The following is a 26941-nucleotide window of genomic DNA, read 5'->3' on the forward strand; positions in this document are numbered from 1 at the left end:
GGCAAAGATAAAAGAGAGTAATAAAAACATCCAGATTTTGTCTCGATTTATATTACAATGAACTTTTATTAAAATGACAGTTTGTCCAACTACTTGATCAACTTTTAGAGGATTTATCATGGCTGAAGAACAAGCACAACCACAATTGGCACTAGAGCGTATCTACGTAAAAGACATGTCACTTGAAGTCCCAGGCGCTAGTGTGTTCACCAAAGAGTGGAACCCAGAGCTTGATATCAATTTGTCTAGCAACGCTGAAAAACTGGATGACGATCATTATCAAGTCATCTTAACGGTGAGCGTTACAGCAAAAAATGCGGAAGAAGCGGCATTTATCGCTGAAGTGCATCAAGCAGGTATCTTCTTATTAAAAGACATCCCAGAAGACCAAATCGGTCAAATCTTAGGTGCATACTGCCCGAACGTTTTGTTCCCGTATGCTCGTGAAGTCATCAGCGACATCGTAACGCGTGGTAGCTTCCCGCAGTTATTGCTAGCCCCTGTCAACTTTGACCAAGCTTACGCGCAAAGCCAGCAACAAGCACAAGTTGATGCTGAAGGTAATGCATAAGTTTTAAGAAAAAATGTGCTAGCTTTATTCGCAGTATATTTTAATAAAAAAGCCGTTTACTCATCACGAGTGAGCGGCTTTTTTGTGGATGCTGTTTAAGCGCTTATTCAAAAAAATCGTTGAGCAATGAGAGTTCTACTGAGTAATATTGTGAGACATACAGTTAAAACCATCAGACATAAAAAAACCCTGCTAATAAACAGGGTCTTCAATCTCATCATCAATTATTCAAAATCGATGATTAGCCTTTTAACGCTGATAAAATTTGTTGCTTAACCTCATCGATGCCTTGCGTGCCATCAAACTTATCATAATTAGGGGCATCGGCACCTTCTTTGGCCTTGTCTTGATAAAAACCAACAAGCGCTGATGTTTGCTCATGATAAGTCGCTAGACGATCACGAATGGTAGATTCTTTATCATCTTCACGCTGGATTAATGCTTCGCCCGTAACATCGTCGATACCCTCAACCTTGGGTGGATTGTGATCAACGTGATAAACGCGACCTGAACCAGGATGTTGGCGACGACCAGATAAACGCTTGACAATCTCGTCATCCGGCACGCTGATTTCGATTACATGATCGATAGCAACGTCAGCATCTGCAAGTGCTTGAGCCTGTGGAATCGTACGCGGAAAACCATCCAAAATACAACCATTGGCACAATCAGGCTTAGCGATACGTTCTTTCACTAGGTTAATAATGAGGTCATCAGAAACCAAACCACCAGCATTCATGATGTCTTTGGCTTTTTTGCCAAGCTCGCTGCCTTCTTTGATTGCTGCACGCAGCATATCGCCAGTTGAGATCTGCGGGATATCATATTCTTTAGAAATAAACTGGGCTTGGGTACCTTTACCGGCGCCTGGTGGACCTAGCAAAATAATACGCATCATTACACGATTCTCCTTAATAGATAGGATTTTGGGACTAATAAAACTCAGGGATTGGTTGTTTGCCAAGCTACCTTACCTTGTGGCTTGGCAAAGCTCAAGTATTTTCATTATTTACAGTGATAAGTTGTCATGACTTATCTGTTCATATAATGCTGTTGCGCGCTGCTGTATCGGACAACAGCGCTTACGTCAGAGGTGCTGACAACAACAGATATAAATACTATGGAATTTGTTGATTAATTTCAACATTGACCTGATTTTGTTCCGCACTAATCACCACTGGATTACCTGACAAATCCCCTGACTCTGCACTGGCAGTACCACTATGGCTGATACGAGCGATGACAGCCAACTGAACTTTATCCGCTCTCGCCGATTTCAAAGTACGTTCAGGCATCATGGCATCCAAATCGCTTAGGCTAATGCTGGCTTCACCTTGCTTGATAACACTGATCGGCAAACGTTTGGCAGCAAATGGTGGTCCACCATTGACATCACGTATGGCGACAAACAACACATCATCGGCTTTGACTAACGGCAGCAGGCTAGCATTAATTTTAACAGTCACTTCAACACCTTCAGAGGCTTGCTGTTGCTGAGCGGTGACATTAGCACTTAGCTCATCTAGACTCGCCAATGCTTTGGTATGATCACCAGATTTAGCCGCAATACTGTCACGTAGACGCTTAATCCAGCCTTGTGCTTGATCGAAATTACTACTCCGTGCCTCACCCATTGCCATGAGCATTTGCGCGCCCTCATGATCTGGATTTTTAGCCAACACGTCTTGTAGCACTCGGCGACTATTAGCGTCTAATTGGCCTTTATTGGCAAAGAAGCTAATCTGTGCATAAGTGGTTGCAATCTCTTCATTGTCTGGTGACAAACGATAAGCACGCGACAAGGCTTCAATTGCGGAATCCGTCGCTTCTAATGATAAGAATAATTCTGATAAACGCATCCAGCGATCTGGATCATCAGCGTGACGATAGACATTGGTCTGCATGGCACTAATCAGCTGTTGACCATCTTCAATCGCCCAAGCAGGCGGCTGATCAATCTTACCCGTTAACAAGTCATCAGCCACTTGACCCACTTTGTCTTCAGCTGCCCAAAGCTCGAACACAGGCGTACGATCGCCGACCATCAAATACGCCATCGCCGCGAGGACTGGCACCCAGACAGTAATGATCAATCGGCTTTTGATACCAGGCGCGACCATCGGTGTGACTTCACGCTGAGCATCCAATAACTGGCGTTCAAGCTCCAGTTTTTGGTTCTGGTAATGGCTGTCATCGATCGTGCCATTGTCTTTATCTGTTTTTAGTTCTGCTAGACGCTCACGGAACACAGCAACGTTGATATCCAACAGCTGATTGTCCATAGGCTTTTCTGGCGAGCGTGATGCTCGCAGCCAAGGCATGATAGTAATAACAGCGAGTATTAGGGCGATGAGTAAGCTTAGAGCAATAAATAAGCCCACAGTAGAGAATATGGTCATTTTTTGTCCTTGAGGCTTGTAATATCATGGTCGTTTTTGTCATCGCTCGAAGCACGGGATAACAGACGATCAATCTCGGCTTTTTCGGCAGCAGATAGAGCAGCAGCCGTACTATTGACCGTTACCCCGCTTTCACCACTAGCGACAAGCTGACGTCGTTTGCTTTGCCAGAACCAGCCTATGAGTAAACTGATGAGTAATAGTGGCGGAAAAAACCACAAAATCCACGTTGATGGACGGACAGGCGGCTTATAAGTGATGAAATCGCCATAACGTTCCTGCATATAAGCACGAATCTCGCCATCACTACGACCATCTTTTATCAAATCATACGTTTTTTGCTTTAAATCTTGAGCAATGGGCGCATCCGATCCTGCAAGATTTTGGTTTTGACATTTTGGGCAACGCAGCTCTTCGATGAGACCACGATATTGGGCTTCTTGCTGCACAGAATCAAAGTCATAGACCTCAATAGCAGCATAGCTTGCCATACTTATTAAACAAGCTATCAATAAGCTCGCTACTTTTAACGTAACAGCTGTTATTTTATTGGCTATCATTTACACGCCTCCGCAACCTGAGTCGGATCTGGACTGACGTTGTTATTATTGGCTTCATTGAGCACCATCAAGCAGGGCGTAATACGGCTTTGCCAGTTGCTTTCATTGATCTCACCAATGATGTGCTGACGAATAATACCATTACCATCGACTACGAAAGTCTCAGGTGCACCCGTCAAACCTAAGTCCAAAGCAAACTGACCAGATAAATCCTGAATGGACATCGAGAACGGATCGCCACCTCGGTTTAAGTAGCCTAGGGCATCACCAATATCATCTTTATAGTTGACCCCGACCAGATTGACACCGCGCTCCTCTAGTTGCATAAGAAAAGGATGCTCAATAATACAAGTTGGGCACCAAGAGCCCCAAATGTTCATCAAAAAGGGCTTATCAGGCAGATTCTCATTGGTCATGATACGACTGGTATCTGATAATAAAGGCAGCTCAAAAGCGGGAACTGGGCGCTCAAGTGCCGTATTGGTAACGATATCCGTCGGCTTACCCAAACGCAGATATAGCATGATGATTAAGCCAATGAAAACGATCAGTGGAATCAAAAACCATAGCTTAAGTTGCTTTTTGTTCATGGTTTTCGTGCCACCTACCTTATCTTGCTTTACATTTTGCTCAGGGGATTGCTTTGATGTGTTCATATTAATTATCCCCTGTCTTTAATGCTGACGCATCCAAATCGGCGACGGTGGTAAAGCCTGCTTTATTCGCCGCAATTTGTGCAGGTGTCTTGGTTTTCTTAATACGATAGCGATGATCAAGAATACTCAGTACTGCACCAAACGCCATAATCAGAGCGCCTAGCCATATCCAGCGGATAAGCGGTTTCACATAAATACGTACTGCCCATTCGTTGCTATCTTCGGCGATAGGTTCGCCCAGTGCTACATAAACATCACGCATGAGGCTAGCATCAATCGCGGCTTCTGTGACTGGCATCATACTAATGATGTAATTACGTTTTTCAGGATACAGTGTAGTCACAGCACGGCCATCTTTGCTGATTTCAACCTCAGCTTGGGTGGCATCAAAGTTACTGCCTTTGACTTCACGAAAGCCTTTAACGGTAAAGTCATAGCCTTGAACATGAACACTATCGTTTGGTCCAAGCGCGACATCACGTTCAATACTTAACGTACTGGTAAATGCGACGCCGATGACGGCAATAATGACACCGATATGAGCGGTCTGTTGACCCCAATAGCTCAGACGTAACTGGCGTAACCCTTTAACAAAATTGGGTGCGTTTTTGGTTTTGTCTTTAAAATCAACCACCATCCATAGCAGTACCCAAAAACTGACCGCCAAGGTAACGCCAATATTAAGCATCGCAGACGGGCTCACAAAATACGTGATAACTGCTGCAAGCACTAAACTACTGGCTGCAATGACCATACCAGCGCCCAATAGCGGACGGCTGTCTTTTTTCCAGCGAATGTTCGAGCCCATACCCATTGCCACTAATATCAGCCACGTGAGCGGTACAAATAGCGCATTAAAGTAAGGAGGGCCGACAGACACCTGACCTAAATTAAAGGAGTCAGCAATGATAGGATAGAGCGTGCCGAGTAGTACGACCAAAGTCGAAATCAAAATAATAACGTTGTTAATGACTAAAAATGACTCGCGTGAGATCAGTTGATACTGACTTTCGACCGTTAAACGCCAACCACGTACTGCAAACATCAACAAGCCACCGCCGATGATCACACCGAGAATGACTAAAATGACCAGACCACGCGTTGGGTCTGCGGCAAACGAATGCACCGAGGTAATAACGCCAGAACGCACGAGAAAGGTGCCCAATAGACTGAGTGCAAAAGCAAAAATCGCCAGCATAATCGTCCATGCTTTAAAGACACCACGTTTTTCTGTAACGGCAAGCGAATGTAGCAGCGCTGTACCAGCCAGCCATGGCATCAATGAAGCGTTCTCTACTGGATCCCAGAACCACCAACCACCCCAGCCAAGCTCGTAATAGGCCCACCATGAGCCTAGTGCGATACCAACGGTCAAAAAGCCCCAAGCCGCCAATGCCCACGGACGCGACCAGCGTGTCCACACTGCATCTAAACGACCTTCCCACAATGCCGCCATACAAAAGGCAAACGGCACGACCAAACCCACATAGCCCATATACAGCATCGGTGGATGAATAATCAAACCAAAATCTTGTAGCACAGGATTTAGATCCGCACCATCGACAGGTAAGTTTGGCAATGTACGATCAAATGGCGACGAGGTAAAAATCAGCATCGCTAGCATCATCATCTGCACGCCAGCCAAAATTACCAACACTCGCGCACGCATAGACAGTGGCAAACCACGGCTAAAGTAAGAGACCAGCGCACACCAAGTAGCCATGATGGTCATCCAAAGCAGCAATGAACCCTCATGACCACCCCAAGTTGCCGACAGCTTATAATACCAAGGCAACAGCGTATTAGAATGCTGAGTGACATAGACGAGGCTGAAGTCATTGTAATAAAAGCCTGCCATCAGCGCGGCAAATGATGTGATCATGGCAGCAAATTGTGCCCACGCCAGACTTGGTGCCAAACGCTGCCATGCAACGTGGTCACGCATGATACCGACGGTTGGTAATACCACCTGCAAAATCGCCAATATAAAGGCGGCTAGCAAGGCAAAATAACCCAATTCTGTGATTAACATACGGTCTAACCTTGTTTACCTTAATACGGTCATTGTTTATTTTAGGGATTGGTTTTTTAGGATATTCGAAAGTATCCAGTAATCGTTACTACGAGTATTTATACTGCTGGTCTTTATTAGTATTATTTATAATAAAAGCGCCATTAGCCATTGCAGCTGAGGGCGCTTACAGCAAGGTACATTAGCGTCAACTTGTCACGTTTCTGTATCCACTCTGTATGCGATGTGTATAAAGACATAAAAAATGCGTCATTACTGAATCGCAGGAAAAAACACTAAAACCAGATGCAACCAGCCTGCTAAAAACCCTGTCAAACCACCCAACACGATTAACGTCATCTCATCTTCACGAAAAGCGGGACGTAATAAGTTCTGAAACTCATCTGGCGTCAGCGCGCGAATACGGTCACGAAACAGCCCAAAAATTTTACTGGCACGGCTTTCATTGAGCTCAGGATCTCGCAATGGCACCATTGTCGCAACAATTGACTTATCAATGATGGTGTTTTTTAGCTGTCCATATTCGCGGCGACCCAAGCCTAGGCGCAGTGTCGTACTAATCACTGGCGACTCTAGCACTTTATATAAATGCGACTTCATCAACTCACGCGTTTGCGCAGCACGGTCGCCATACATCATCTCATTCATGATGTTCTCAAGCGTCACCAAATCTTTTACGACAATCTCAGCAAAAACCTCAGAAACTTCCTCTTGGCGTTTCATAAAACCGCCTTGCAAACGATACTGGGCGATATGTGGTAATTGCGGTCTAATAAAGGGAAAGCGACTCTGGACGGCAAAAAACTTCACATAAGGAATAAATCGCGGCTCTACAGGATTAAACACCATCCAAATAGCAATCCAATTGGTAAGAAAGCCCCAAATCGCGGCAAAAAACGGCACTGTCCAATGCTGCGGTACCGCCAAAAATATAAACATTTGGATAATACCGAAGACCAAACCAATCAAAGCACTGATATGCCAAATAAAATCGATCTCTTTTTGACCAACCTTCAAAAACATATTGACCATTAAACGACGATCACTTTCCATCGTGTTAACAATCATTTTGCGCATATCAACCAAGTCTTCGACGTTATGAGTCAAGTCAGTCACCAAAGACTGCATGATATTAGGCAGCTCTTGATGCGCTTGAGCGTAGACACGGCGCTTCAACGCATAAGGCAGATTACCCCACAGCGCTGGCGAATGGTCCAGCATAATTTCATCAATCAATGCTTCAAGGTTTTTGTCCACGGTATCCGTGATAAATACCGCCATCTGCTCAGGCTCCATCGCCTGAAAAAACTCATCAAGCGAGCCAAGCTTTGACAGCGTTTGATCCACGATAACGCCTGATATCTTGCCAGCCTTTCGTGGGACGATACCTTGCCAGCCAATACCCGGCAACCCAAAAAACGGGAAGTTTGGAATACGAATACCCCGAAACTTAATCGGATAGAACAGCATTTTAAGCGCCATCCACACGTGTATCCATGTGACAAATGCGGTCACAGGCGGAATAGTCAGCATGGCAAAAAACTCTGGGTGTTCAGCTATTGTCTGCCACAATGAAGTTGCATCCATGACTTATCTTGCCCCTGACAGGTTAATTGTCGTCGCTAATTAAAAAGGATTAGCAAATTAGAACGCTTAACAAAAAGCCGCTCTGCCCATGATAATTATTATCAAATAAATCGCCTGATTTTAGCATACTTGCCATTCATTAGCACACGTCGAGCCTAGGTAAGTTGTGACTAGGGATGACACGTTTTACTATTACTTTCGATAGTAACAATATTAATATCATCTACAGGCGCTTTAGATAATAACGACCACAAAATAAATGGCGGTGTACTGCGGCGGCTCATTTGTTCTGTTATAATTTGTGATTGTATGACCGCACATCGCTGTATATAGATTGAGGGATTATTATTTCAACTCATATCAGTCCATGTAATTGAAATTCTTATTATTATCCTTTATGCTCGCCGCACTTTGGTGAACGACCCTGCCCTTTTACTCTCTTTTATTGACTCACTGACCGTTTGGGCTCTTACTTTCTATGAATAAACCGCTAACCCCCAATACTGAACAGGTCAATCGTGTTTTCACCAGTCGTATTATTATCCTTGGAATTCTGATATTCATTGGATTGAGTGGCTTGATCGTGCGTTATGGTTACCTGCAAGTCTATGCGCACGATAAGTATACGACGCAAGCAGACAATAACCGTATTAAACTGATCTCTGCACCGCCCAGCCGCGGCTATATTTATGATCGCAATGGGATCATATTGGCAGACAACCAGCCCGTATTTACGGCCATGTTAAGCCCTGATGAAGTCGAAAATCCAGAGCGTACGCTAAATTTGCTTGCGCCTATTTTTGAGCTAACAGATGAGAATATTACCGATATTTTAGCGCGACTGAGTAAAAGCAAAAACGATCCTGTGACCATTAAAATTGACTTAACCGATGCCCAATTGGCGCAGTTTAGTGAGCGTAAACCCTTTTTTCGCGGTGTGACCATTCAAAGCAAGCTGACACGTTCATACCCTTATGACGAGCTATTTGCACACGTCATCGGCTATGTTGGGCGTATCAATGATAAAGAAACCAAACGCATTGACAAAGATCGCTACGCTGGCACTGACCTTATCGGTAAAATCGGTATCGAAGATTATTACGAGGATATATTGCTAGGGCAACCGGGTTATCAGTCGGTAGAAACCGATGCTCTTGGCAATATTTTGCGTCAATTAGACACTAAACCACCCGTAGCTGGTAATGACATTACGCTGAGCTTGGATTATGGCTTACAGCAAGTCGCCCAGCAGCAGCTAGACGGTCGTCGCGGCGCTATCGTGGCAATCGATCCAAAAAATGGTGATGTATTGGCGTTTGTCAGTAATCCAAGCTATGACCCCAACCCTTTCATCTCAGGCATCTCCTTTAAAGATTATGGCAATCTGCGTGAAGATTTGGATCAGCCGCTCTATAATCGTGCGCTACAAGGGACATACCCACCCGGCTCTACGATTAAACCTTTTGAAGGCTTAGGCGGCATTCATTATGGGCTGCGCAATTGGGAAACCACTATCTATGATCCCGGTTACTTTAGCTTACCAGGAGACTCACATCGATTCCGTGACTGGAAGCGTGGTGGTCACGGTACGGTAGATCTTAAAAAATCTATCGTGATGTCAGTGGATACCTATTATTATAAATTGGCTTATGAGATGGGTATTCAGCGCCTACATGATTGGATGGCACGTTTTGGATTTGGTGAACCAACAGGTATTGATTTGCCCAATGAAAAATCAGGAATTATGCCGTCACCAAAATGGAAAAAAGATACCTATGATAAAGGCTGGTTGCCGGGCGAAACCATCTCAGTCAGTATCGGGCAGGGTTATTTCTTAGCCACACCATTACAGATTGCAAATGCAACCGCCATGACAGCGAACAAAGGCTATCACATTACTCCGCATCTACTAAAAAGTAGCGATGGTGCAGCACAAGTTAACGTAATCACCAAACCTGATGGTAAAATCGAATATAACGGCAAACCGTCTGACTGGCTACGTATGCACGATGCGATGGAAGAAACCGTCAAGGCAGGTACCGGACGTGGGATTTATACGCCGCGCTATCGTATTGCGGGTAAAACGGGTACTGCGCAAGTCAAGTCCATTGCGCAAGGCAAACGCTATGATAAATCTGCCATAGACAAACGCCATTGGGATCACGCGTGGTTCAATGGTTTTGCACCCGTAGAAAATCCTGAGATTGCGCTTGCAGTACTGGTCGAAAATGGTGGCGGTGGTAGCGTGGTAGCTGCACCTATCGGTCGCGCACTATTTGACTACTGGATATTACAGCGCAAAAACGACCCTATCTTGCCACCAACGGCTGATCAACTAAAAGTCATCAAGCGCCAAAAAGCTTTTGAAAAATTGATGCGTGATGCCCAGCGTGAAAAAGAAGAAAAAGCGCTAGAAGAAAAGGCAGAGGTGGAAGCAGCCACAGCCACCACGACCTCTGAGTAAAAGTACGCTAAACGAGATACGGTAAATATAAATATTATGAAAAAATCTATAAGCAGCCGCGAGCATAGGAACAATCATAAGAGCAAAAATATAGCTGCGGGCGACGTGCGGATCATTGGTGGTCAGTTTAAACGCCGTGTTGTACGTTTTATCGACGCAGAGGGTCTACGTCCTACCCCAGATCGCTTGCGAGAGACGCTGTTTAGCTGGCTACTTCCTGATATTCATGGCGCTTATGTGCTTGATAGCTGTGCTGGTAGCGGTGTCTTAGGTTTTGAAGCACTGTCTCGTGGTGCCGCGCACGCCACCTTTATCGAAATAAATCCTGCGCAAAATAATATGCTGCGTCAAAGTGCTGAACAGTTGCATCTGAGCGCTGATACCCATCAAATTATCCAAGGCACCGCAGAAAGAGTATTGATGCAAGAGCAGATTGTTCCGCGCCCTTTCAATATTGTATTCATCGATCCACCGTATGCTCAAGATCTGTGGCAACCTATTTTAATAGCACTGATTACCCAGTCGTTAATTGATAGTGAAACCCTGATTTATCTAGAAGCGGATAAAGATTTAGAGAGCCAATTGAAGCAACTGGAAGAGACGCTTAATAAAAATCCAGATATCCAATCAGGTACTATTCAGCAAATAATCCGCTTTGAATGTGTGAAACAGACCAAGGTTGGACAAGTTGTTGCTGGACTTTATCGTTTATCATCGTCATAATTGCCTAGTTAATGAAAGCCGTTAACAAATTTTACAAATGTTTAGAACCGCTAAAAACTGGCCAACGCTGCAGTTTAATGTATATAAGGCGAAAATAAACCCCAATGCAGCTTGCAAGCGTAGGCACTACTGCTTATAATGTGCAGTCTGTTTTTTGAGAGCCCCGTTCCCAGCTAAACTCTCAACGAATTCTAATTTTAAGGTTTTATCATGAAAACACTTAGTGCAAAACCAGCTGAAGTGACCCATGACTGGTATGTCGTAGATGCTGACGGCAAAACCCTTGGTCGCTTAGCCACTCAAATCGCTAGTCGCTTACGTGGCAAGCATAAGCCTTCTTTTACGCCGCACGTTGACACTGGTGACTTCATTGTTGTCATCAATGCTGATAAAATCACGGTAACGGGTAAAAAAGCGCAAGATAAAAAATACTATCGTCACAGTGGCTACCCAGGTGGTATCAAGGAAACCAACTTCAGTAAGTTGCTTGCACATAAGCCTGAAGATGTTCTACACAAAGCAGTTAAGGGTATGCTTCCAAAGGGCCCTCTTGGCTATGCGATGATCAAGAAGCTGAAGCTATATGCGGGTACTGAACATCCACATACTGCACAGCAACCTAAAGAACTAGACATCTAAGGATATACTTATGGAACGCAATTACGGAACTGGTCGCCGCAAGACGTCTACTGCTCGTGTCTTTTTAGCTAAAGGTACTGGTAGCATCGTTGTTAACGGTAAGCCACTTGATGAGTATTTTAGCCGTGAAACTTCACGTATGGTTGTTCGTCAGCCTCTAGAATTACTTGACTCACCTACTGCTTATGACCTTTACATCACTGTAAAAGGTGGCGGTATTAGTGGTCAAGCTGGCGCAATCCGTCACGGCATCACGCGTGCATTGATTGAGCTAAACGAAGCCAACAAACCTGCACTAAAAGCAGCTGGCTTTGTTACTCGTGACTCACGTCAAGTTGAACGTAAGAAATTGGGTCTACGTAAAGCACGTAAGCGTCCACAATTCTCGAAACGTTAATCAAAGCTATCTCTTATCTTTTTGTGGCTGTTGTCTTTATCTCAGAGCGACAGTCACAATCTTAAAGAAAAGAGTAGATTTGCAAAACCTTATAAGCTGTCCGCAGCTTATAAGGTTTTTTTATGGCTGATGACTTTTGCATTTGCTCGTGATTTTGTGCGTAAACCACCTTGCAAAGCAATGCTGACTACCCCATCATGATGATAACTTTTCATTATTAGTAACAATTTTATGAAAGCGCCTGAACAATACGACCCCAGCAAACCACCTACCAAAAGCAGCCTGCCACCGCCAAGTACGCAGCAGCCTGCTAAGTCCCCAGCGATACCTGCTGGCATGCCAACGATTACCCAAAATCATAAGCGCACAGCACCCATCGAAAAAAAGCCTTTTCAATGGCAGTTTTTGTTGCCTAAATATTGGGGCATTTGGCTATTGGCAGCAATGATCTTACCCATCATATATTTGCCGCTACGTTGGCAGTTTTGGCTGGGACGTCAGCTTGGCATATTTATCTATAAAATAGCAGGCTCACGTCGGCGTGATACGCTTATCAACTTGAAACTGGCTTTTCCAGAAAAGCCAGACGTCGAGCGCGAATTGATGGCAAAACAAGTCTTTGTCAATCAGGGCATTGGTGTGTTTGAAACTTTATGTGCTTGGTATCGTCCAAATGTTTTTACTCGTACCGTTTCAATTTCGGGATTACAGCACGTTGTCAATGCACAGAATGAGGGTCGTCCTGTCATTTTACTGGGCGCTCATTATACGATGCTTGATCTGGGCGGCATGCTCTGTACGCAATTTTTTCCGATGGATGGGATGTATCGACCGCAGAATAACGCGCTACTTGATTGGTTTGTTTATAATGGTCGTGCCAGTATTCTTAGCAAGCAAATAGCCAGTCGTGACATGCGCAGTTTTGTTGAGTCAATTAAAGCTGGTCACGTGATTTGGTACTCACCTGACCAAGATTATGGTCTAAAACAAGGCGTCATGGCACCATTCTTTGGTGTGCCAGCAGCGACTATTACAGCATCACGGCGCATGGCAAAGCTAGGCGACAAGGCACATCCACCCGCATTAATGGCGCTGCATACTTACCGGCAGACACCAGACAGTTTACCCAAAGGCAAACGCCCGCACTATCATCTAACGATTACCCCAGAAATTCAAAACTATCCAAGTAACGATGAATTGGCTGATGCGACGCGAGTCAATGAGTTGCTAGAGGGGTTGATTCGTATTGATCCCACTCAGTGGATGTGGTTCCATCGTCGTTTCAAAAATGGTCCTGATGGTCGTACTGATATCTATAAGTAAGCGTGTATTGCTACGAAAGATCGCCAGAAAATTTGCTATACTTTGCAGCTTATATTTTTTATATTACCTACATATAAATAACAATGAATTTATAACAAATTGAAAAACAAAACTTTTATAAATAAAACCTTGATGAACCAAATAATGGATTTACCATGAATAACACTCATATTTCTGATAACCAAAGTTCTGACAACCAAGCTCCTGATCACTCAACGCAAGCCAAGCGCATTTTGACGGGCATCAAACCGACGGGTACCTTGCATTTAGGAAATTACGTTGGCGCGATTCGTCCAGCCATTCAGTCTATCCAAAACAGTGATGACGAAGCATTCTTTTTTTTAGCAGATTACCATGGCATTATCGGCTGTTATGATCCTGCTATTATTCATGAATCGACCAAAGCCATTGCAGCGACTTGGCTTGCCTGTGGTCTGGATCCTGAGCGCGTCACTTTTTACCGTCAATCAGATGTGCCGGAAATACCAGAGCTTGCTTGGATTTTGAACTGCTCATGTGCCAAAGGTTTAATGAATCGTGCTCATGCTTATAAAGCAGCTGTTGATATTAATATGAAAAAAGAAGACGTCGATCCTGATCAAGGTATTAATATGGGATTGTTTAGCTACCCTGTACTCATGGCAGCAGATATCTTGATGTTTAATGCCACACATGTACCTGTTGGTCGCGACCAAATTCAGCATGTCGAAATGGCGCGTGATATTGCTGGTACCTTTAATCATCGCTATAAAACGCTCTTTACCTTACCATCTGCCGTTGTAGATGACGATATCCCATTACTAACGGGTTTGGATGGTCGCAAAATGAGCAAGAGCTATGGCAATACCATTCCGCTATTTGGTGATTCTAATCCACAAGTTAGCGCAGAAAAACAGATGCATAAAGCCATCATGAAAATTGTGACCAACTCACAACTGCCTGCTGAGCCAAAAGATCCTGACGATTCGGCTATTTTTGAGATTTACAAAGCCTTTGCTACTCCTACAGAAATTGCTGATATGCGCGCGCAGTTCGCCGCTGGTATCGGCTGGGGCGATGCCAAGCAAGCCCTGTTTGAGAAAATAAATACGGAAATAGCACCCTTCCGCGCACGTTATGAGCATCTTATGGCTAACCCAAAGGAGCTAGAAGAAATCTTACAAATGGGTGCAGATAAAGCCCGTCGTCATAGCCGTAAGCAACTAGACAAGACTCGTCGTGCGATTGGTATACGTCCACTTGCCAAAATTAAATAATCATTTGATTATGTTAGCCAAGATGGATATTAAGCGTGCAGACTAAGCTAAAAAATGAACAAGCGGCTTTACCAAAAGCCGCTCTTCTTCTAACTGTACCTCAAGCCTCTGATTCTTTAGATACTAAGCGCGCACAAGACGGCTCATTTATTAATGATATGTCTTTGCGCATTTACCAGACATCCGTACAACATCTACCAGAAGATCTCTATGTGCCGCCGCAAGCCTTTGCCATTTGGCTTGAGCAGTTTGCCGGACCATTAGATTTCTTGCTATATTTGGTCAAAAAAAATAATGTTGATCTGACCCAAATGCCGATACTACCCATAACGGAGCAGTATTTGGCTTACATCAGCGAATTAGATACCGAGCATTTTGAATTGGCAGGCGATTATCTGTTGATGGCGTCCACGTTGATTGCCATTAAAACCGAGCTATTGCTGCCCAAGCCTGAAACTCCGAGCGATGAGCGTGATCCAAAAGCAGAACTGATTGAGCGCCTTGAAGAATATGCGCAAATCAAAGTAGCCAGTCAACGCTTAGATAATCTGGTGCGTCTTGAGCGTGATGTGTTTTTAGCCATGGTCAGTATGCCCGGTCAAGACGTCATGAATGCGGAACTACCTAGCTATTCGCCAAACCTTTTGATTGACAGCTTATTTAAAATGCAACTGCAGCCCGATTATCAAATGCATACCATTAAAGTCGACGCTGTTCCCCTTGCTGATCGTATTGCCAGTATTAGCCGACAGCTCAGTACGGATGGTGAGCACTCTTTTTATGAGCTACTAGATAAAACACAAGGTAAAATAGGTGTGGTTGTCAGCTTCGTCGCCATACTAGAGCTGATAAAACGACAGTTGGTTGGTATTATAAATGCTGATTTAGAAAGTCACCCTACCACTGACAATAATGATGCTGAAGACAGTCATATTAAACCCTTAACGTTGCAGTGGTTGGCATAGTTATTATCGACCTGTCTATTCCTATAAATATCGATACACATTATCATTTAAAAAGAGTCGCTTTCTAATGACAGATACTGACAATACCAAGCAAGATCATGACAAACCATCCTCATTATCTAGCGCTTTACTGTCATTGACCGATGAGCAGCGACAGCATCTAGAAGACTTAAGCAAGCATATTGAAGTGCTATTACATGCGTCAGAAGCGCCCCTAACCGCCACTGTCTTAAGAAAACACCTTTCTTTAACGGCTAAAGAGCTAACACAGGCTTTGGCGCTACTAAGACAGCGCTTGGATATGGGCGTGCTAAGCTTGCACGAAACTGCCAGCGGTTATCGACTGCAAGTCGCGAATAACTATAGTGCTTTAATTCAACGCGTCTTCCCGCAGCGCCAAGAACGCTTGAGCCAAGCCTTACTTGAGACGCTTAGTGTGATTGCTTACAAGCAGCCAGTGACTCGTAGCGACATAGAGCACGTGCGCGGTGTCACGCTATCGAGCAATATATTGCGCCAGCTTTTCGATAAAGGCTGGATTGAAGAGAAGGGCTACAAGGAAACATTGGGTCGCCCAGCATTGCTACATACCACGCCACAATTTTTAGATGCCTTTGGACTGAGTGAGTTGAGCGAGTTACCACCGATGCCAGATGTAAGCGCCATCAAAGCGATGTCTTAAGCCTTTAGAGCGTGAAGCCTTTAAAAATCATTAAGCAATTAAAACATAGTATAGAAGAGATTTAGCATTATTCTCTAGAGAATCTTCATTCAAAAAAAGACAGACCGCATAGGATCTGTCTTTTTTATTTAATCAATAAAGTCGTTGATTAGCCTTTAATAATTGGCTCTCGCTAACGACCTATTATTGATTGATAACATCAACGCCTTTTGGTGGTGTAAACTTAAACTGACTGCTACTGATGCTTGGGTTTAGTTTGATACCACTGAATTTGATGGAAGTGGTTTGACCAAGGCTGTCATTTAGCACCATCATTACTGGCTTCCCACCACTAAAACTCATTGATAAGCTCTTAAAACTGGCACTGTCTGATTTTGGGTACAGCACGTAGTAATTTTTATTATCATATGGCTGGGTAATTTTGAAATTCTTGTCAATTTGGCTTGGGTCGCCTGATAACAGCAGTGCTGGCGTATTGCCAACTTGGCTGTCAACGTTTTGCTTAGTCGCTTGCTCTAAATCCTTGTCATAAACCCACATGGAGTTACCATTAGCGACGATCAGTTGCTGTGACGGCGACTTTGTTTCCCAGCGGAAATTATTTGGGCGTTGTACACTCATCGTACCCGTAAAAGTACCACTGTTGGCACCTTTCGTCGTTTGACTAAAGTTAGCCGTCATGCTTTTGGTATTTGTCAGCAGCTTGTTTAAACGTTTGGCAGCGGTCAAATTATCAGCTGGTGCAGCAGTAGCTGATTGTGTCAATACCATCATCGGGGCTGCAACACCAAGCGATGTCATTAATACACCAGCTAAAGCACCGCTCATCATTTTTTGTTTTAAAGTTGTTTTGTTGGTTAATAAAGTCATCATAAATCCTCTCTAAAAATGCATAATCGCTTAAAAATTGTCGCTTAAAAATAAGACATCTTATTAATTTTTTTGTTTTCCATAAATGTTTATCTAGCAACCATAAAACGGGTGCTTATAAACAATGACAACAGTGTGCCAGTTTTTTTATTACACGCCTAGTCATGATTTGCAATCTTTACTACCGCTGCCATACACGCTTGTAACTACTCTTTTGACCATTTTTGCGATCATAAGTGGCTACACAATAATAAACCGCATGGATGGTGAGTTTTTTACCTATTCATTATTTCCTAACGTTATTTACTAAGATTGTTTAGCAGCATTAAGCCAATTTAGTATCCATAACCACTACGAAAATAACTAAAAAAAAGCCCCTACTACCAAACGGTAATAGAGGCTTTTTAGTCATCGGATTATTTTAGTCTTTGACTAAAACAACCTAGATGGGCAATTATGCGCTTTCAACCATTACATAACGACGGTTGAACTTACCTTTGGTCGCAAACTTTACCACACCGTCATTCAGTGCAAATAAAGTATGGTCACGACCCATGCCAACGCCTTCGCCTGCGTGGAATTCTGTACCACGTTGACGAACGATGATGTTACCAGCTGTGATAGCTTGGCCACCAAAGATTTTAACGCCTAGCATTTTTGGGTTTGAATCACGACCATTACGGCTTGAACCGGCAGCTTTCTTATGTGCCATGGGAAAATCTCCTTGTTAATTTGACTTATCGCTGATGCGATAACTCTTAAGCATTTAGTGCACTATTTAGCAGTAATTGCTAAGTGGATAATTAGGCATTAATAGCTTTGATTTTTAACAAGGTATACCATTGGCGGTGACCTTGCTCTTTGTGATAATGCTTACGACGGTTATGCTTAACGATACGGATTTTTTCGCCGCGACCATGTTCAACCACTTCAACTTCAACGCTAGCACCTTCAACGATAGGCTGACCGATTTTGACAGTTTCGCCGTCAACAATCATCAATACATCTTCGAATTTAATTGTTGCGCCAGTTTCTGCTTTTAGTAGTTCAACTTTAAGCAACTCATCGACAACTACACGGTGCTGTTTACCACCAGTTTTGATTACTGCGTACATTGTATGACTCCGTTTAACCCGTGTGCCGTGGCTGATGTTATACCAACGCTTTTACGACGAACACGACAGGGAAAAATTAAAGGCAAGATTTTACGGCTTTTTGCTCATAAAAGCAAGCCGTCTATCTCACTTGTTTGACTGGTTTTTGTAAGGCAGTTACACGAATAACCACCTCACTTTTTATTATATCTACTGCTGATTAGGAGCGCATCTAAGATGCTACCCCAACAAAAAAACACTATATAATAATAGCGGCTATTATAACTTATATAATCAGCGACTTACAGCCTTTTATACATCTCTTAAATGACCTTAAACGTCGCCGATAAATGACCATTAATTCTAGTGACATTTCAGCCAATTTTTACAGTTTTTATGTCAATTTCTATATATAGTAAATCTTATCTAAAAGATAGGCGCGATGTTTTAGGCACGTTTTAACCCACAATCTAAAAGCATAGCTATGCTATTATAGAAAATAATGCCTTACCTATCTATAAAACTAAGGCTATAAAAAATTCTCTTTATTCTTATTAATATGACTATTTATTATGACCAGCATCCCTTCACATAAAACAGATTCAATGACTCAATCAACGCCTAATTATGCGGATATTCAAAGTATCGTGGCGGATGATTTTGAGATTATGGACAAGCAAGTATTCGGTAGTCTTAATTCCAAAGTTCAGCTGGTAATGAGCGTCTCGCAGCATGTAATCAATGCTGGTGGCAAACGTATGCGCCCGCTGATTACCTTGTTATGTGCACGCATGTTTGAGGACAAGCCCTCAGAAAAAGCCATGCATCTAGCCGCTATTACTGAAATGCTGCATACAGCGACCTTGGTTCATGATGATGTGATTGATGAGTCAGGACAGCGCCGTGGTAAGCCGACTGCTAATGCCACGTGGGATAATGCCACCGCGGTACTGGTCGGTGACTATCTGATTGCTCGCGCCTTTAATTTATTAGTTGGTTTCCAAAGCTTGCCACTGTTGCAAGTATTCTCAGATGGCACCTGCGATATCGCTGAAGGCGAAGTATTGCAGCTCCAGCATCAGCACAACCCTGCCGCGACAGAAGAGGATTACTTGCGCATTATTGATGGTAAAACCTCGCGGCTGTTTATGATGGCGACTCAAGGCGCTGCAATTTTACAAGACAGAATAGAGCATATGCAGGCTTTAGGCGATTTTGGTCAGCACTTTGGCAATGCTTTTCAAATTATCGATGATGTGCTCGACTATAGTGGTGATAGTGAGGTAATGGGAAAAAACCTAGGAGACGACCTTGCTGAAGGTAAACCTACCCTACCGACCATAAAAGCGCTTGAGCTGTTAAAAGACAGCGACATCGAAGGCTATGAGCAGTTGCGTGTCGCTGTACAAACTGGAAAGACACCGAACGCTGAGCAGCTTATTGAGTTAGTGCGCCGCTCAGGATCATTAGATTACTGTAAGCAGCGAGCTTGGGAAGAAACCAAGCTGGCGCAACAAGCATTGAGTACGCTACCTGACAATCGTTATCGCACAGGCTTATATCAATTGACTGAATTGGCTAGCGCGCGCTTGCTGTAGTCAGTATCGTCATAACAGCTGTCAATACTTGCGGCTAGCAGCCATTAGCTGTTGATAAAGACCATTAATGAGTAATTGTGTTAATGGTCACAGTTAATAGTTGCTAAAGTTTTTGTTTTGTTGGCAAACCTTATTTATCATTCATTAAAGACCTTACAATCTATATGGTTATGCTATTTTCACAAAAGTTTACAATTATTTCTCACTGACCATTGTATGACTGTACATTAGCTGTTAATGAAGATGGCGCTTGCCATGACAGCATTTAATGCATTCACAAAAGCTGATATTACGATTTCTAACCATAAATCCTGCGCTCAACTACTTGACTGTGGGGTTATCCCGATAGTTTATAATTACTCGTTAACTTTACTAATCAAGGTTGTGGTTTGGCTACAGCTTTGATGCTTATGATTCTTACACCGATACTTGATACTTATATCGCTATTAGAGGTTCTAATAGTGATGTTTGGCTAAATTCATATTATTAAGAACAAATTTAGCCAAAAAAGTAAAGATCATTAGAATCAATACTCATTTTTATATTCAATACGCTTAGATTTATTGATAAACTTTTTATACTGTCATTACTTATTTTATACCTATTGCCGAGGACATTGATGAAGCACTCTACTCTTGCGCTTGTAATAGCATCTGTACTATCTGGAGCTGTACTGATTGGCTGTGACAAAAACGAGGACGCCGCTGGCGCAGATGCCGCACAGCAGCAGATGCCGCCTGCGGTTGTTAACGTCCAGACTGTCACGCTCGATACTGTACCCCAAGTACAGACTTTTTCTGGACGTACCACGGCTTATCAGACTGCCGACGTCCGCCCACAAGTTAATGGCGTTATTGACGAAGTATTGTTCCGTGAAGGCGGCAACGTCAAAAAAGGCCAGCCACTTTATCGTATCAATACTGATAACTACGCTTCTTCTGTCACCAGTGGTCAAGCAGCAGTGCAACAAGCACAAGCAAATTACCAGACAGCACAAGCAAATAATGCCAATGCAAAAGCCGAGCTAGCCAGCCGTCAGGCATCATTGGCACAAGCGCAAAATGATTTACAGCGCTTACAAGGCTTGGTCAGCATCGACGCCATCTCAAAGCAGCAGTATGAGCAGGCACAAACTCAAGTACGTACTGCACAAGCAGCGGTACAAAGTGCGGTCGCCGCTGTTGGACAGACACAAGCAGGCATCGAAAGTGCAAAAGCAGGCATTCAAACTGCTCAAGCGGGTTTAGATGCTAGTAACCTAGATCTTAACCGTACCATCGTACGTGCCCCGCTGTCAGGTCGTACTGACCGCTCTAGTGTCACCGCTGGTACTTTGGTCAGCGCAGGTCAGGCTGATCCGCTGGTGACTATCTCACGCTTAGATCCTATCTATGTTGATATCAGTCAATCATCCTCTGAGCTATTAAAACTGCGTCAGCAAATCGCTGAAGGCAAAGCACAAGCAGGAATGAACTCGGTTGAGTTGGTATTAGAAGATGGCTCAGTCTACCCAGCACGCGGCAAGCTTGCTTTATCTGAAGCAAAGGTTGACGAGTCAACAGGCGCTGTGACCTTGCGTGCTATTTTCCCTAACAGCAATAACATCTTGCTGCCTGGTATGTATGTGACGGCGCGTTTGACACAGAGCGTGATTACCAATGCTGCATTGGTACCGCAAAGCGCCGTGATGCGTACACCGAAAAGTGAGACGCAAGTTTACATCGTTGATGAAAATAATAAAATCCAAGTACGTCCTGTCACTATTAATGGCACTTATAAAGGCCAGTGGGTTGTCACTGACGGCTTACAAGCAGGGGACAAGATAGTTGTTATCGGCGGCTCAAAAGTTAAGCCTGAACAAGAGGTGGTCGTTAAGCCATTAGAGAATCCAAACCCAGCACCAGCTAAAGAAGGTGCCCCTAATGCCCAGACGCCGCCGCAAGCTGCTAAAGCGATGGATAAGCCAGCTAGCAAAGATGCCACTGCTCAGAAACCAGCAGAGTCTACCGCTAACTAATTCCATTCAAAGATAGGAAGACTAGGAATATACTATGTCACGTTTTTTTATTAATCGCCCTATTTTTGCATGGGTTATGGCTATTTTAGTCATGCTCATCGGGGTGATATCGGTCATTAACTTACCGATTGAGCAGTATCCACGTATTGCACCACCGACGATTTCAGTCAGCGCAAGCTATCCTGGTGCTAATGCTCAGACGGTTGAAGATTCAGTCGTTCAGATTATTGAGCAACGCATGAAGGGTCTTGATGGGCTGATGTATATGTCGTCATCGAGCTCCTCGAATGGTGCTGCATCCATTACGCTCACTTTCGAAAATGGTACAGATTCTGATACTGCACAGGTACAGGTGCAGAACAAACTCCAAGCCGCCATGAGCTCACTACCCGAGTCGGTACAGCGTCAAGGCGTCAACGTTAATAAATCCTCTAGCAGCTTTTTAATGGTGCAAGGTTTTATTTCTGAAGATGGCAGTATGGATCGTGCGGATATCGCCGATTATGTCAACTCAAACGTTGTTGATCAGTTAAGCCGTGTGGAAGGTGTTGGTGAAGTACAAGTTTTCGGTTCTGCTTATGCCATGCGCATTTGGTTAGATCCGGCGCGCTTACGTAGCTATAACATGGTACCAGCGGATGTGGTTGAGGCAGTACGTGCACAAAACGCCCAAGTATCTGCCGGTCAGCTAGGTCAAGCACCTGCTGATACCAGTCAACAGGTTATCAATGCGACTGTCACGGTTCAAAGCTACCTACAAACGCCTGATGAATTTAAAAACATTCTATTAAAAACCGATACCGCTGGCGCAAAAGTGCGTTTAGGTGATGTGGCAGAGGTTGAGATTGGTAGTGCAGACTACGGCGTAGTGTCGCTATACAATGGTAAAGAAGCAGCTGGTCTTGGTATTTCATTGGCGGGTGGTGCAAACGCACTGGAAACTCGTGAAGCCGTTGGTGCTCGTATGGCAGAGCTGGAAGCAAACTTCCCAGCAGGTCTAACATCCGTTATCCCTTATGACACCACACCATTTGTGCGCTTGTCTATCGAACAAGTGGTTATGACACTGCTTGAGGCAATTGTTCTCGTATTTATCGTTATGTTCGTTTTCTTACAAAACTGGCGTGCGACTATCATTCCTACTCTTGCCGTACCTGTGGTACTACTTGGCACCTTCGCTGTACTTTACATCGCTGGTTTTAGTATTAACGTCTTGACCATGTTTGCCATGGTACTATCCATCGGTCTGTTGGTCGATGATGCGATCGTCGTCGTCGAAAACGTTGAGCGTATCTTGGAAGAAGATCCTGATATCTCTATTAAGGATGCTACCGTACAATCAATGGGCGAGATTAGTAAAATCGTTATTGGTATTGCGCTGATTCTATCTGCCGTATTCGTACCTATGGCGTTCTTCGGTGGCTCAACAGGTGTGATTTATCGTCAGTTCTCTATCACCTTGATTACCAGCATGGTGCTATCAGCCTTAGTGGCGCTTATTTTTACCCCTGCCCTTTGTGTGACCTTACTCAAGCGTAGCAAGAGCCATGATAAAGGCAATACAGAAGAGCAAAAAGGCTTCTTTGGTTGGTTTAACCGCTCGTTTTATAAAGTCAGTCGTAGTTACGAGAATTTAGTTGGCAAAAGTTTCCGCTTGAAGTGGCTATACTTAATTCTTTATGCTGCCATTATCGGTATTATGGCAGTGGTATTCTTACGTATTCCCGGCTCGTTCTTACCAGAAGAAGATCAAGGTATTATGTTTACCTTGGTTCAGTTACCTGCTGGTGCGACGCTTGATGAAACGCAAGAAGTGCTCGATAAAGTCAGTGATTATTACAGTACCCAAGAAGGCGATAATATCGCTTCAGTCTTTACGATCGCAGGTTTTAGTTTTGCAGGACAAGGGCAGAATATGGGACTGGCCTTTGTACGTTTATCGGATTGGGCTGATCGTCCCGGTGAAGAAAACACTGCACAGGCTGTCGCTGATCGCGCCATGGGTTACTTCTTTACCCAACTAAATGAAGCACAAGTATTTGCGATTGTACCGCCAGCCATTACCGAACTTGGTAACGCCAGTGGTTTTGACTTAATGATTCAAGACACCGGTAACCTTGGACATGAGGGTCTACTCGAAGCACGTAATATGCTGCTTGGCATGGCTGCGCAAAACGACAAAGTCGCAGGCGTTCGTCCAAATGGTCAAGAAGATGCACCGCAGTTAAAAGTGAATATTAATCAAGAGCAGGCCGCTGCTTATGGCTTGTCACTTGCTAGTATTAATAGCGTTATTTCTACCGCTTGGGGCTCAAGTTATATTAATGACTTCGTCGATCGCGGGCGTATTAAACGCGTCTTTGTTCAAGGTGAACCAAGCAGCCGTACCAATCCTGAAGATATTGCTAAATGGTATGTACGCAACGATGTAGGTGAAATGATTTCATTTGATGCGTTCTCTAGCAGCGAATGGCAATCTGGCTCACCGCGTCTGACCCGTTATAACAGCTTACCATCGATGAATATTCAAGGTAGTGCTGCACCCGGTCTAAGTACGGGTGAAGCGATGAGTTCTATGGAAGCAATGATGGAGAATCTGCCTGAAGGTGTGGGCTATGAGTGGACGGGTATGTCACTTGAAGAACAAAAGTCAGGTGCACAAGCGCCAATGCTATACGCGCTTTCAATCTTGGTGGTATTCTTATGTCTAGCAGCCTTGTATGAAAGCTGGTCTATCCCCTTCTCTGTGCTATTGGTCATTCCACTTGGGGTATTAGGTGCAGTCATCTTTACTTGGCTACGTGGCTTTAATAACGATATTTATTTGCAAGTAGGTCTACTCACAGTCGTTGGTCTATCCGCTAAAAATGCTATCTTAATTATTGAGTTTGCAAAAGAGCACCAAGAGGAAGGCTATAGTCTGAGAGAAGCCGTTATGACAGCAGCGCGTCAACGTTTGCGCCCGATTATCATGACCTCGCTTGCCTTTGGACTGGGTGTTGTGCCATTATTTATCGCCACAGGTCCTGGTTCAGGCAGTCAAAATGCCATTGGTACCAGTGTACTAGGTGGCGTCGTGACCGCGACATTGTTAGGTATCTTCTTTATTCCAATGTTTTATATTTGGGTACGTAGTATGTTCCCGTACAAATACGAGAACAATAAACCAAATGATAAAGATGATGGTCATGGTACGCCTGATCCACAAGACCCAACGCCTTCTGAGAATTATCAGCCTGCAAGCTTTGGAGACAATACACAATGAGTGCTCAGAAAACATATAACACCAACTCAGCAGCGGTAGCAAACATTGGTATCACTGCGCAACCAGCGTGTTCACATATACGCAGAAATGCTGGTCGCCTAATCGGTTTGACCGTTTTAGCGATGAGCATGGCTGCTTGTAACACGATTCCAAAAGCAGATATGCGCCCTGTGCTTGCTGAGCCAAATATCCCTATCGAACAAACCTATGGGGCATTCGATAAGGAAACAGTTAGTAGCGCTGATCAAGCAAGTATTGCGGGTCAACGCTGGCAGAATTTTTATAGCGATGAGCGTTTAAAGGGCTTGATTGCTTTAGGGTTAGAGAACAACAAAGATTTTGAAAGTGCTCGTTTAGCAATCGAGAAAGCACGCGCACAGTATCAAATTACTGATCTTAATGATCTACCAGCGATTAATGGTAATGGTGGATACACGCGTCAAGCACAAAATAGAACCGATAAAAATCCCAATAGTAGCTATAACGTCAACCTCGGCTTGGCTAATTACGAGTTGGACTTTTGGGGTAAAATTGCTAGCTTAAAAGATCAAGCGCTACAGAATTTCTTAGCCACTACAGCGGCCAAAGATTCGACCCAAATCAGCTTGATTAGTAACATCGCTCAGAGCTATGCCAACTTGAGCTATAGCTTAGCGCAGTTAAAGCTGGCAGAAGCCACGGTTGAGAGTCGTGAAAAGTCCTTGTTTATCGCTGATAAACGCTTTGAAGCAGGCATTGATCCGAAGCTGCCATCTTTGCAAGCCAGTGCGTCATTAGAAAATGCCAAACTTGCTGTCCTACGGGCACAAAGTAGCATTTTAAAATCACGTAACGCCTTGCAGTTCTTGGTGGGTGGACCGATTCCAACCAATCTAATTCCAACACCAGCAGTCAGCAACATCACTAGCCAGCAGATATTTAGTGCAGGCTTACCAAGTGAGTTGCTACGTTATCGCCCAGATGTACTGCAAGCAGAATACAACCTAAAAGCCGCTGGAGCCAATATCGAAGTGGCACGCGCGTCTTATTTCCCATCTATCAGCTTAGCCAGTAGCATTGGGGTTAGTAGCGGCAGTTTAGATGACTTATTCAAAAGCGGCGCTGTCGGTTGGTCGTTTGGCCCAAGCATTAGCGTGCCTATCTTTGACGCTGGTCGCTTAGACGCCAATTACGATGTGGCTAAAATTGAGCGTGAACAAACGCTCACAGGCTACGAGAAGTCGATCCAAACTGCATTCCGTGAAGTGTCAGATGTACTCGCGACACGAGCCACACTGGGTGAGCAGCTCGAAGCACAATACCGTCTACAAGATAACTTTGAACAAACGTTCCAGATAGCAGATGCACGCTTTAAAGCAGGTATTGCCAACTATCTAGATGTGCTAGATGCACAGCGTTCATTGTTCTCAACGCAGCAAGGTATTTTGGATTTAGAGCTACAAAAAATTGTGAGCCAAGTCGAGCTATACCAAGTGCTGGGTGGCGGTGCTAATCTGGATGTACCAACGGCGATTCCTGTACCGCATAAAAACTTAGTGCAACTAGTGAATCTACCTGCCAATAGCAATAAAGCAAAAGCGGCAAATGCTATCGATGCGGCTAGCTCAGCGCGAGTTGCTTCTACACAAGAAGCAAACGCCATTAAACAAGCGCAACCATCGGAAACGGCTACCTTTGAGCCGACCGCTGTCGTTGATGTCAATAATGATGGCAAAAAAGATGCTGCCGTAGGAGTGGTTACCAAACAGACGACGTATAACGAAACCAGCATTGAGCAAGTACCGGTCACGCAGATCGTTGAGCCTTAAACACTCATAAATAGTGTGAAGTGATTTCCTTCAC

22 protein-coding genes are annotated in these 26941 nt (G+C 44.1%); 13 read left to right on the forward strand and 9 right to left on the reverse strand.

Going from position 1 to position 26941, the window contains the following annotated elements:
• Positions 1-118: 118 nt before the first annotated feature.
• A complete protein-coding gene (gene secB, locus JMW85_RS10400) occupies positions 119-571 on the forward strand; it encodes a protein-export chaperone SecB (protein ID WP_045446997.1) in 453 nt (150 codons plus the stop codon).
• Between the two features lie 241 nt (positions 572-812).
• Here the strand turns inward: secB and adk are convergent, their stop codons facing one another.
• From adk to JMW85_RS10430, 6 genes are all read right to left on the reverse strand, one after another.
• Positions 813-1469 carry an adenylate kinase gene (gene adk / locus JMW85_RS10405; protein WP_045447000.1) on the reverse strand — a complete coding sequence of 219 codons (657 nt, stop codon included), beginning with the start codon at positions 1467-1469 and terminating at the stop codon, positions 813-815.
• 220 nt (positions 1470-1689) lie between these two features.
• The gene (gene ccmI / locus JMW85_RS10410; protein WP_201581697.1) at positions 1690-2970 is read right to left on the reverse strand and encodes a c-type cytochrome biogenesis protein CcmI; all 1281 of its coding nucleotides are present in this window, start codon (positions 2968-2970) and stop codon (positions 1690-1692) included.
• Positions 2967-3530, reverse strand: a complete 564-nt coding sequence (locus JMW85_RS10415) for a cytochrome c-type biogenesis protein (protein ID WP_087815522.1) — start codon at positions 3528-3530, stop codon at positions 2967-2969. The genes ccmI and JMW85_RS10415 overlap by 4 nt, the downstream gene beginning before the upstream one ends.
• A complete protein-coding gene (locus JMW85_RS10420) occupies positions 3527-4186 on the reverse strand; it encodes a DsbE family thiol:disulfide interchange protein (RefSeq protein WP_201581698.1) in 660 nt (219 codons plus the stop codon). Before JMW85_RS10420 ends, JMW85_RS10415 begins: the two co-directional genes overlap by 4 nt.
• Position 4187: 1 nt before the next feature.
• Positions 4188-6218 carry a heme lyase CcmF/NrfE family subunit gene (locus JMW85_RS10425; protein WP_055123789.1) on the reverse strand — a complete coding sequence of 677 codons (2031 nt, stop codon included), beginning with the start codon at positions 6216-6218 and terminating at the stop codon, positions 4188-4190.
• A 252-nt stretch (positions 6219-6470) separates the two neighbouring features.
• Complete coding sequence (locus JMW85_RS10430; protein WP_201581699.1) at positions 6471-7805, reverse strand: hypothetical protein; 1335 nt, start codon at positions 7803-7805, stop codon at positions 6471-6473.
• Positions 7806-8283: 478 nt separating this feature from the next.
• Between JMW85_RS10430 and mrdA the strand changes: the two genes are divergently transcribed.
• The 8 genes from mrdA to scpB all read left to right on the forward strand — a co-directional run bounded on the left by mrdA (position 8284) and on the right by scpB (position 16254).
• On the forward strand, positions 8284-10269 hold the full coding sequence (gene mrdA, locus JMW85_RS10435) for a penicillin-binding protein 2 (protein ID WP_087815528.1): 1986 nt from the start codon (positions 8284-8286) through the stop codon (positions 10267-10269).
• A gap of 36 nt (positions 10270-10305) precedes the next feature.
• Positions 10306-10992: a 16S rRNA (guanine(966)-N(2))-methyltransferase RsmD gene (gene rsmD / locus JMW85_RS10440; RefSeq protein ID WP_201581700.1), complete on the forward strand. Its 687-nt coding sequence runs from the start codon at positions 10306-10308 to the stop codon at positions 10990-10992.
• A gap of 210 nt (positions 10993-11202) precedes the next feature.
• A complete protein-coding gene (gene rplM / locus JMW85_RS10445; RefSeq protein WP_045447009.1) occupies positions 11203-11631 on the forward strand; it encodes a 50S ribosomal protein L13 in 429 nt (142 codons plus the stop codon).
• Positions 11632-11641: 10 nt separating this feature from the next.
• Positions 11642-12028, forward strand: coding sequence for a 30S ribosomal protein S9 (gene rpsI, locus JMW85_RS10450; protein ID WP_045451158.1), 387 nt, complete (start codon positions 11642-11644; stop codon positions 12026-12028).
• Between the two features lie 231 nt (positions 12029-12259).
• A complete protein-coding gene (locus JMW85_RS10455; RefSeq protein WP_201581701.1) occupies positions 12260-13351 on the forward strand; it encodes an LpxL/LpxP family acyltransferase in 1092 nt (363 codons plus the stop codon).
• Between the two features lie 155 nt (positions 13352-13506).
• Complete coding sequence (locus JMW85_RS10460; protein WP_201581702.1) at positions 13507-14607, forward strand: tryptophan--tRNA ligase; 1101 nt, start codon at positions 13507-13509, stop codon at positions 14605-14607.
• Positions 14608-14765: 158 nt separating this feature from the next.
• The gene (locus JMW85_RS10465) at positions 14766-15572 is read left to right on the forward strand and encodes a segregation and condensation protein A (protein ID WP_227681823.1); all 807 of its coding nucleotides are present in this window, start codon (positions 14766-14768) and stop codon (positions 15570-15572) included.
• 136 nt (positions 15573-15708) lie between these two features.
• Positions 15709-16254 (forward strand): SMC-Scp complex subunit ScpB, encoded by a 546-nt coding sequence (gene scpB / locus JMW85_RS10470; protein ID WP_374220458.1) that lies wholly within the window; start codon positions 15709-15711, stop codon positions 16252-16254.
• 183 nt (positions 16255-16437) lie between these two features.
• Here the strand turns inward: scpB and lolA are convergent, their stop codons facing one another.
• The 3 genes from lolA to rplU all read right to left on the reverse strand — a co-directional run bounded on the left by lolA (position 16438) and on the right by rplU (position 18239).
• Positions 16438-17124 carry an outer membrane lipoprotein chaperone LolA gene (lolA, locus tag JMW85_RS10475; RefSeq protein WP_201581828.1) on the reverse strand — a complete coding sequence of 229 codons (687 nt, stop codon included), beginning with the start codon at positions 17122-17124 and terminating at the stop codon, positions 16438-16440.
• A gap of 454 nt (positions 17125-17578) precedes the next feature.
• Complete coding sequence (rpmA, locus tag JMW85_RS10480) at positions 17579-17836, reverse strand: 50S ribosomal protein L27 (protein WP_055123782.1); 258 nt, start codon at positions 17834-17836, stop codon at positions 17579-17581.
• Positions 17837-17927: 91 nt separating this feature from the next.
• Complete coding sequence (gene rplU / locus JMW85_RS10485) at positions 17928-18239, reverse strand: 50S ribosomal protein L21 (protein WP_010199185.1); 312 nt, start codon at positions 18237-18239, stop codon at positions 17928-17930.
• Positions 18240-18790: 551 nt separating this feature from the next.
• Between rplU and JMW85_RS10490 the strand changes: the two genes are divergently transcribed.
• The 4 genes from JMW85_RS10490 (at position 18791) to JMW85_RS10505 (ending at position 26907) form a co-directional block, all read left to right on the forward strand.
• On the forward strand, positions 18791-19816 hold the full coding sequence (locus JMW85_RS10490) for a polyprenyl synthetase family protein (protein WP_227675969.1): 1026 nt from the start codon (positions 18791-18793) through the stop codon (positions 19814-19816).
• Positions 19817-20436: 620 nt separating this feature from the next.
• Complete coding sequence (locus tag JMW85_RS10495; RefSeq protein ID WP_201581704.1) at positions 20437-21834, forward strand: efflux RND transporter periplasmic adaptor subunit; 1398 nt, start codon at positions 20437-20439, stop codon at positions 21832-21834.
• Positions 21835-21868: 34 nt separating this feature from the next.
• The gene (locus JMW85_RS10500) at positions 21869-25099 is read left to right on the forward strand and encodes an efflux RND transporter permease subunit (protein ID WP_060491545.1); all 3231 of its coding nucleotides are present in this window, start codon (positions 21869-21871) and stop codon (positions 25097-25099) included.
• Complete coding sequence (locus tag JMW85_RS10505; protein ID WP_201581705.1) at positions 25096-26907, forward strand: efflux transporter outer membrane subunit; 1812 nt, start codon at positions 25096-25098, stop codon at positions 26905-26907. Before JMW85_RS10500 ends, JMW85_RS10505 begins: the two co-directional genes overlap by 4 nt.
• Positions 26908-26941: the final 34 nt, after the last annotated feature.

It is taken from the genome of Psychrobacter glacincola, assembly GCF_904846075.1.
Classification (GTDB): domain Bacteria; phylum Pseudomonadota; class Gammaproteobacteria; order Pseudomonadales; family Moraxellaceae; genus Psychrobacter; species Psychrobacter glacincola_C.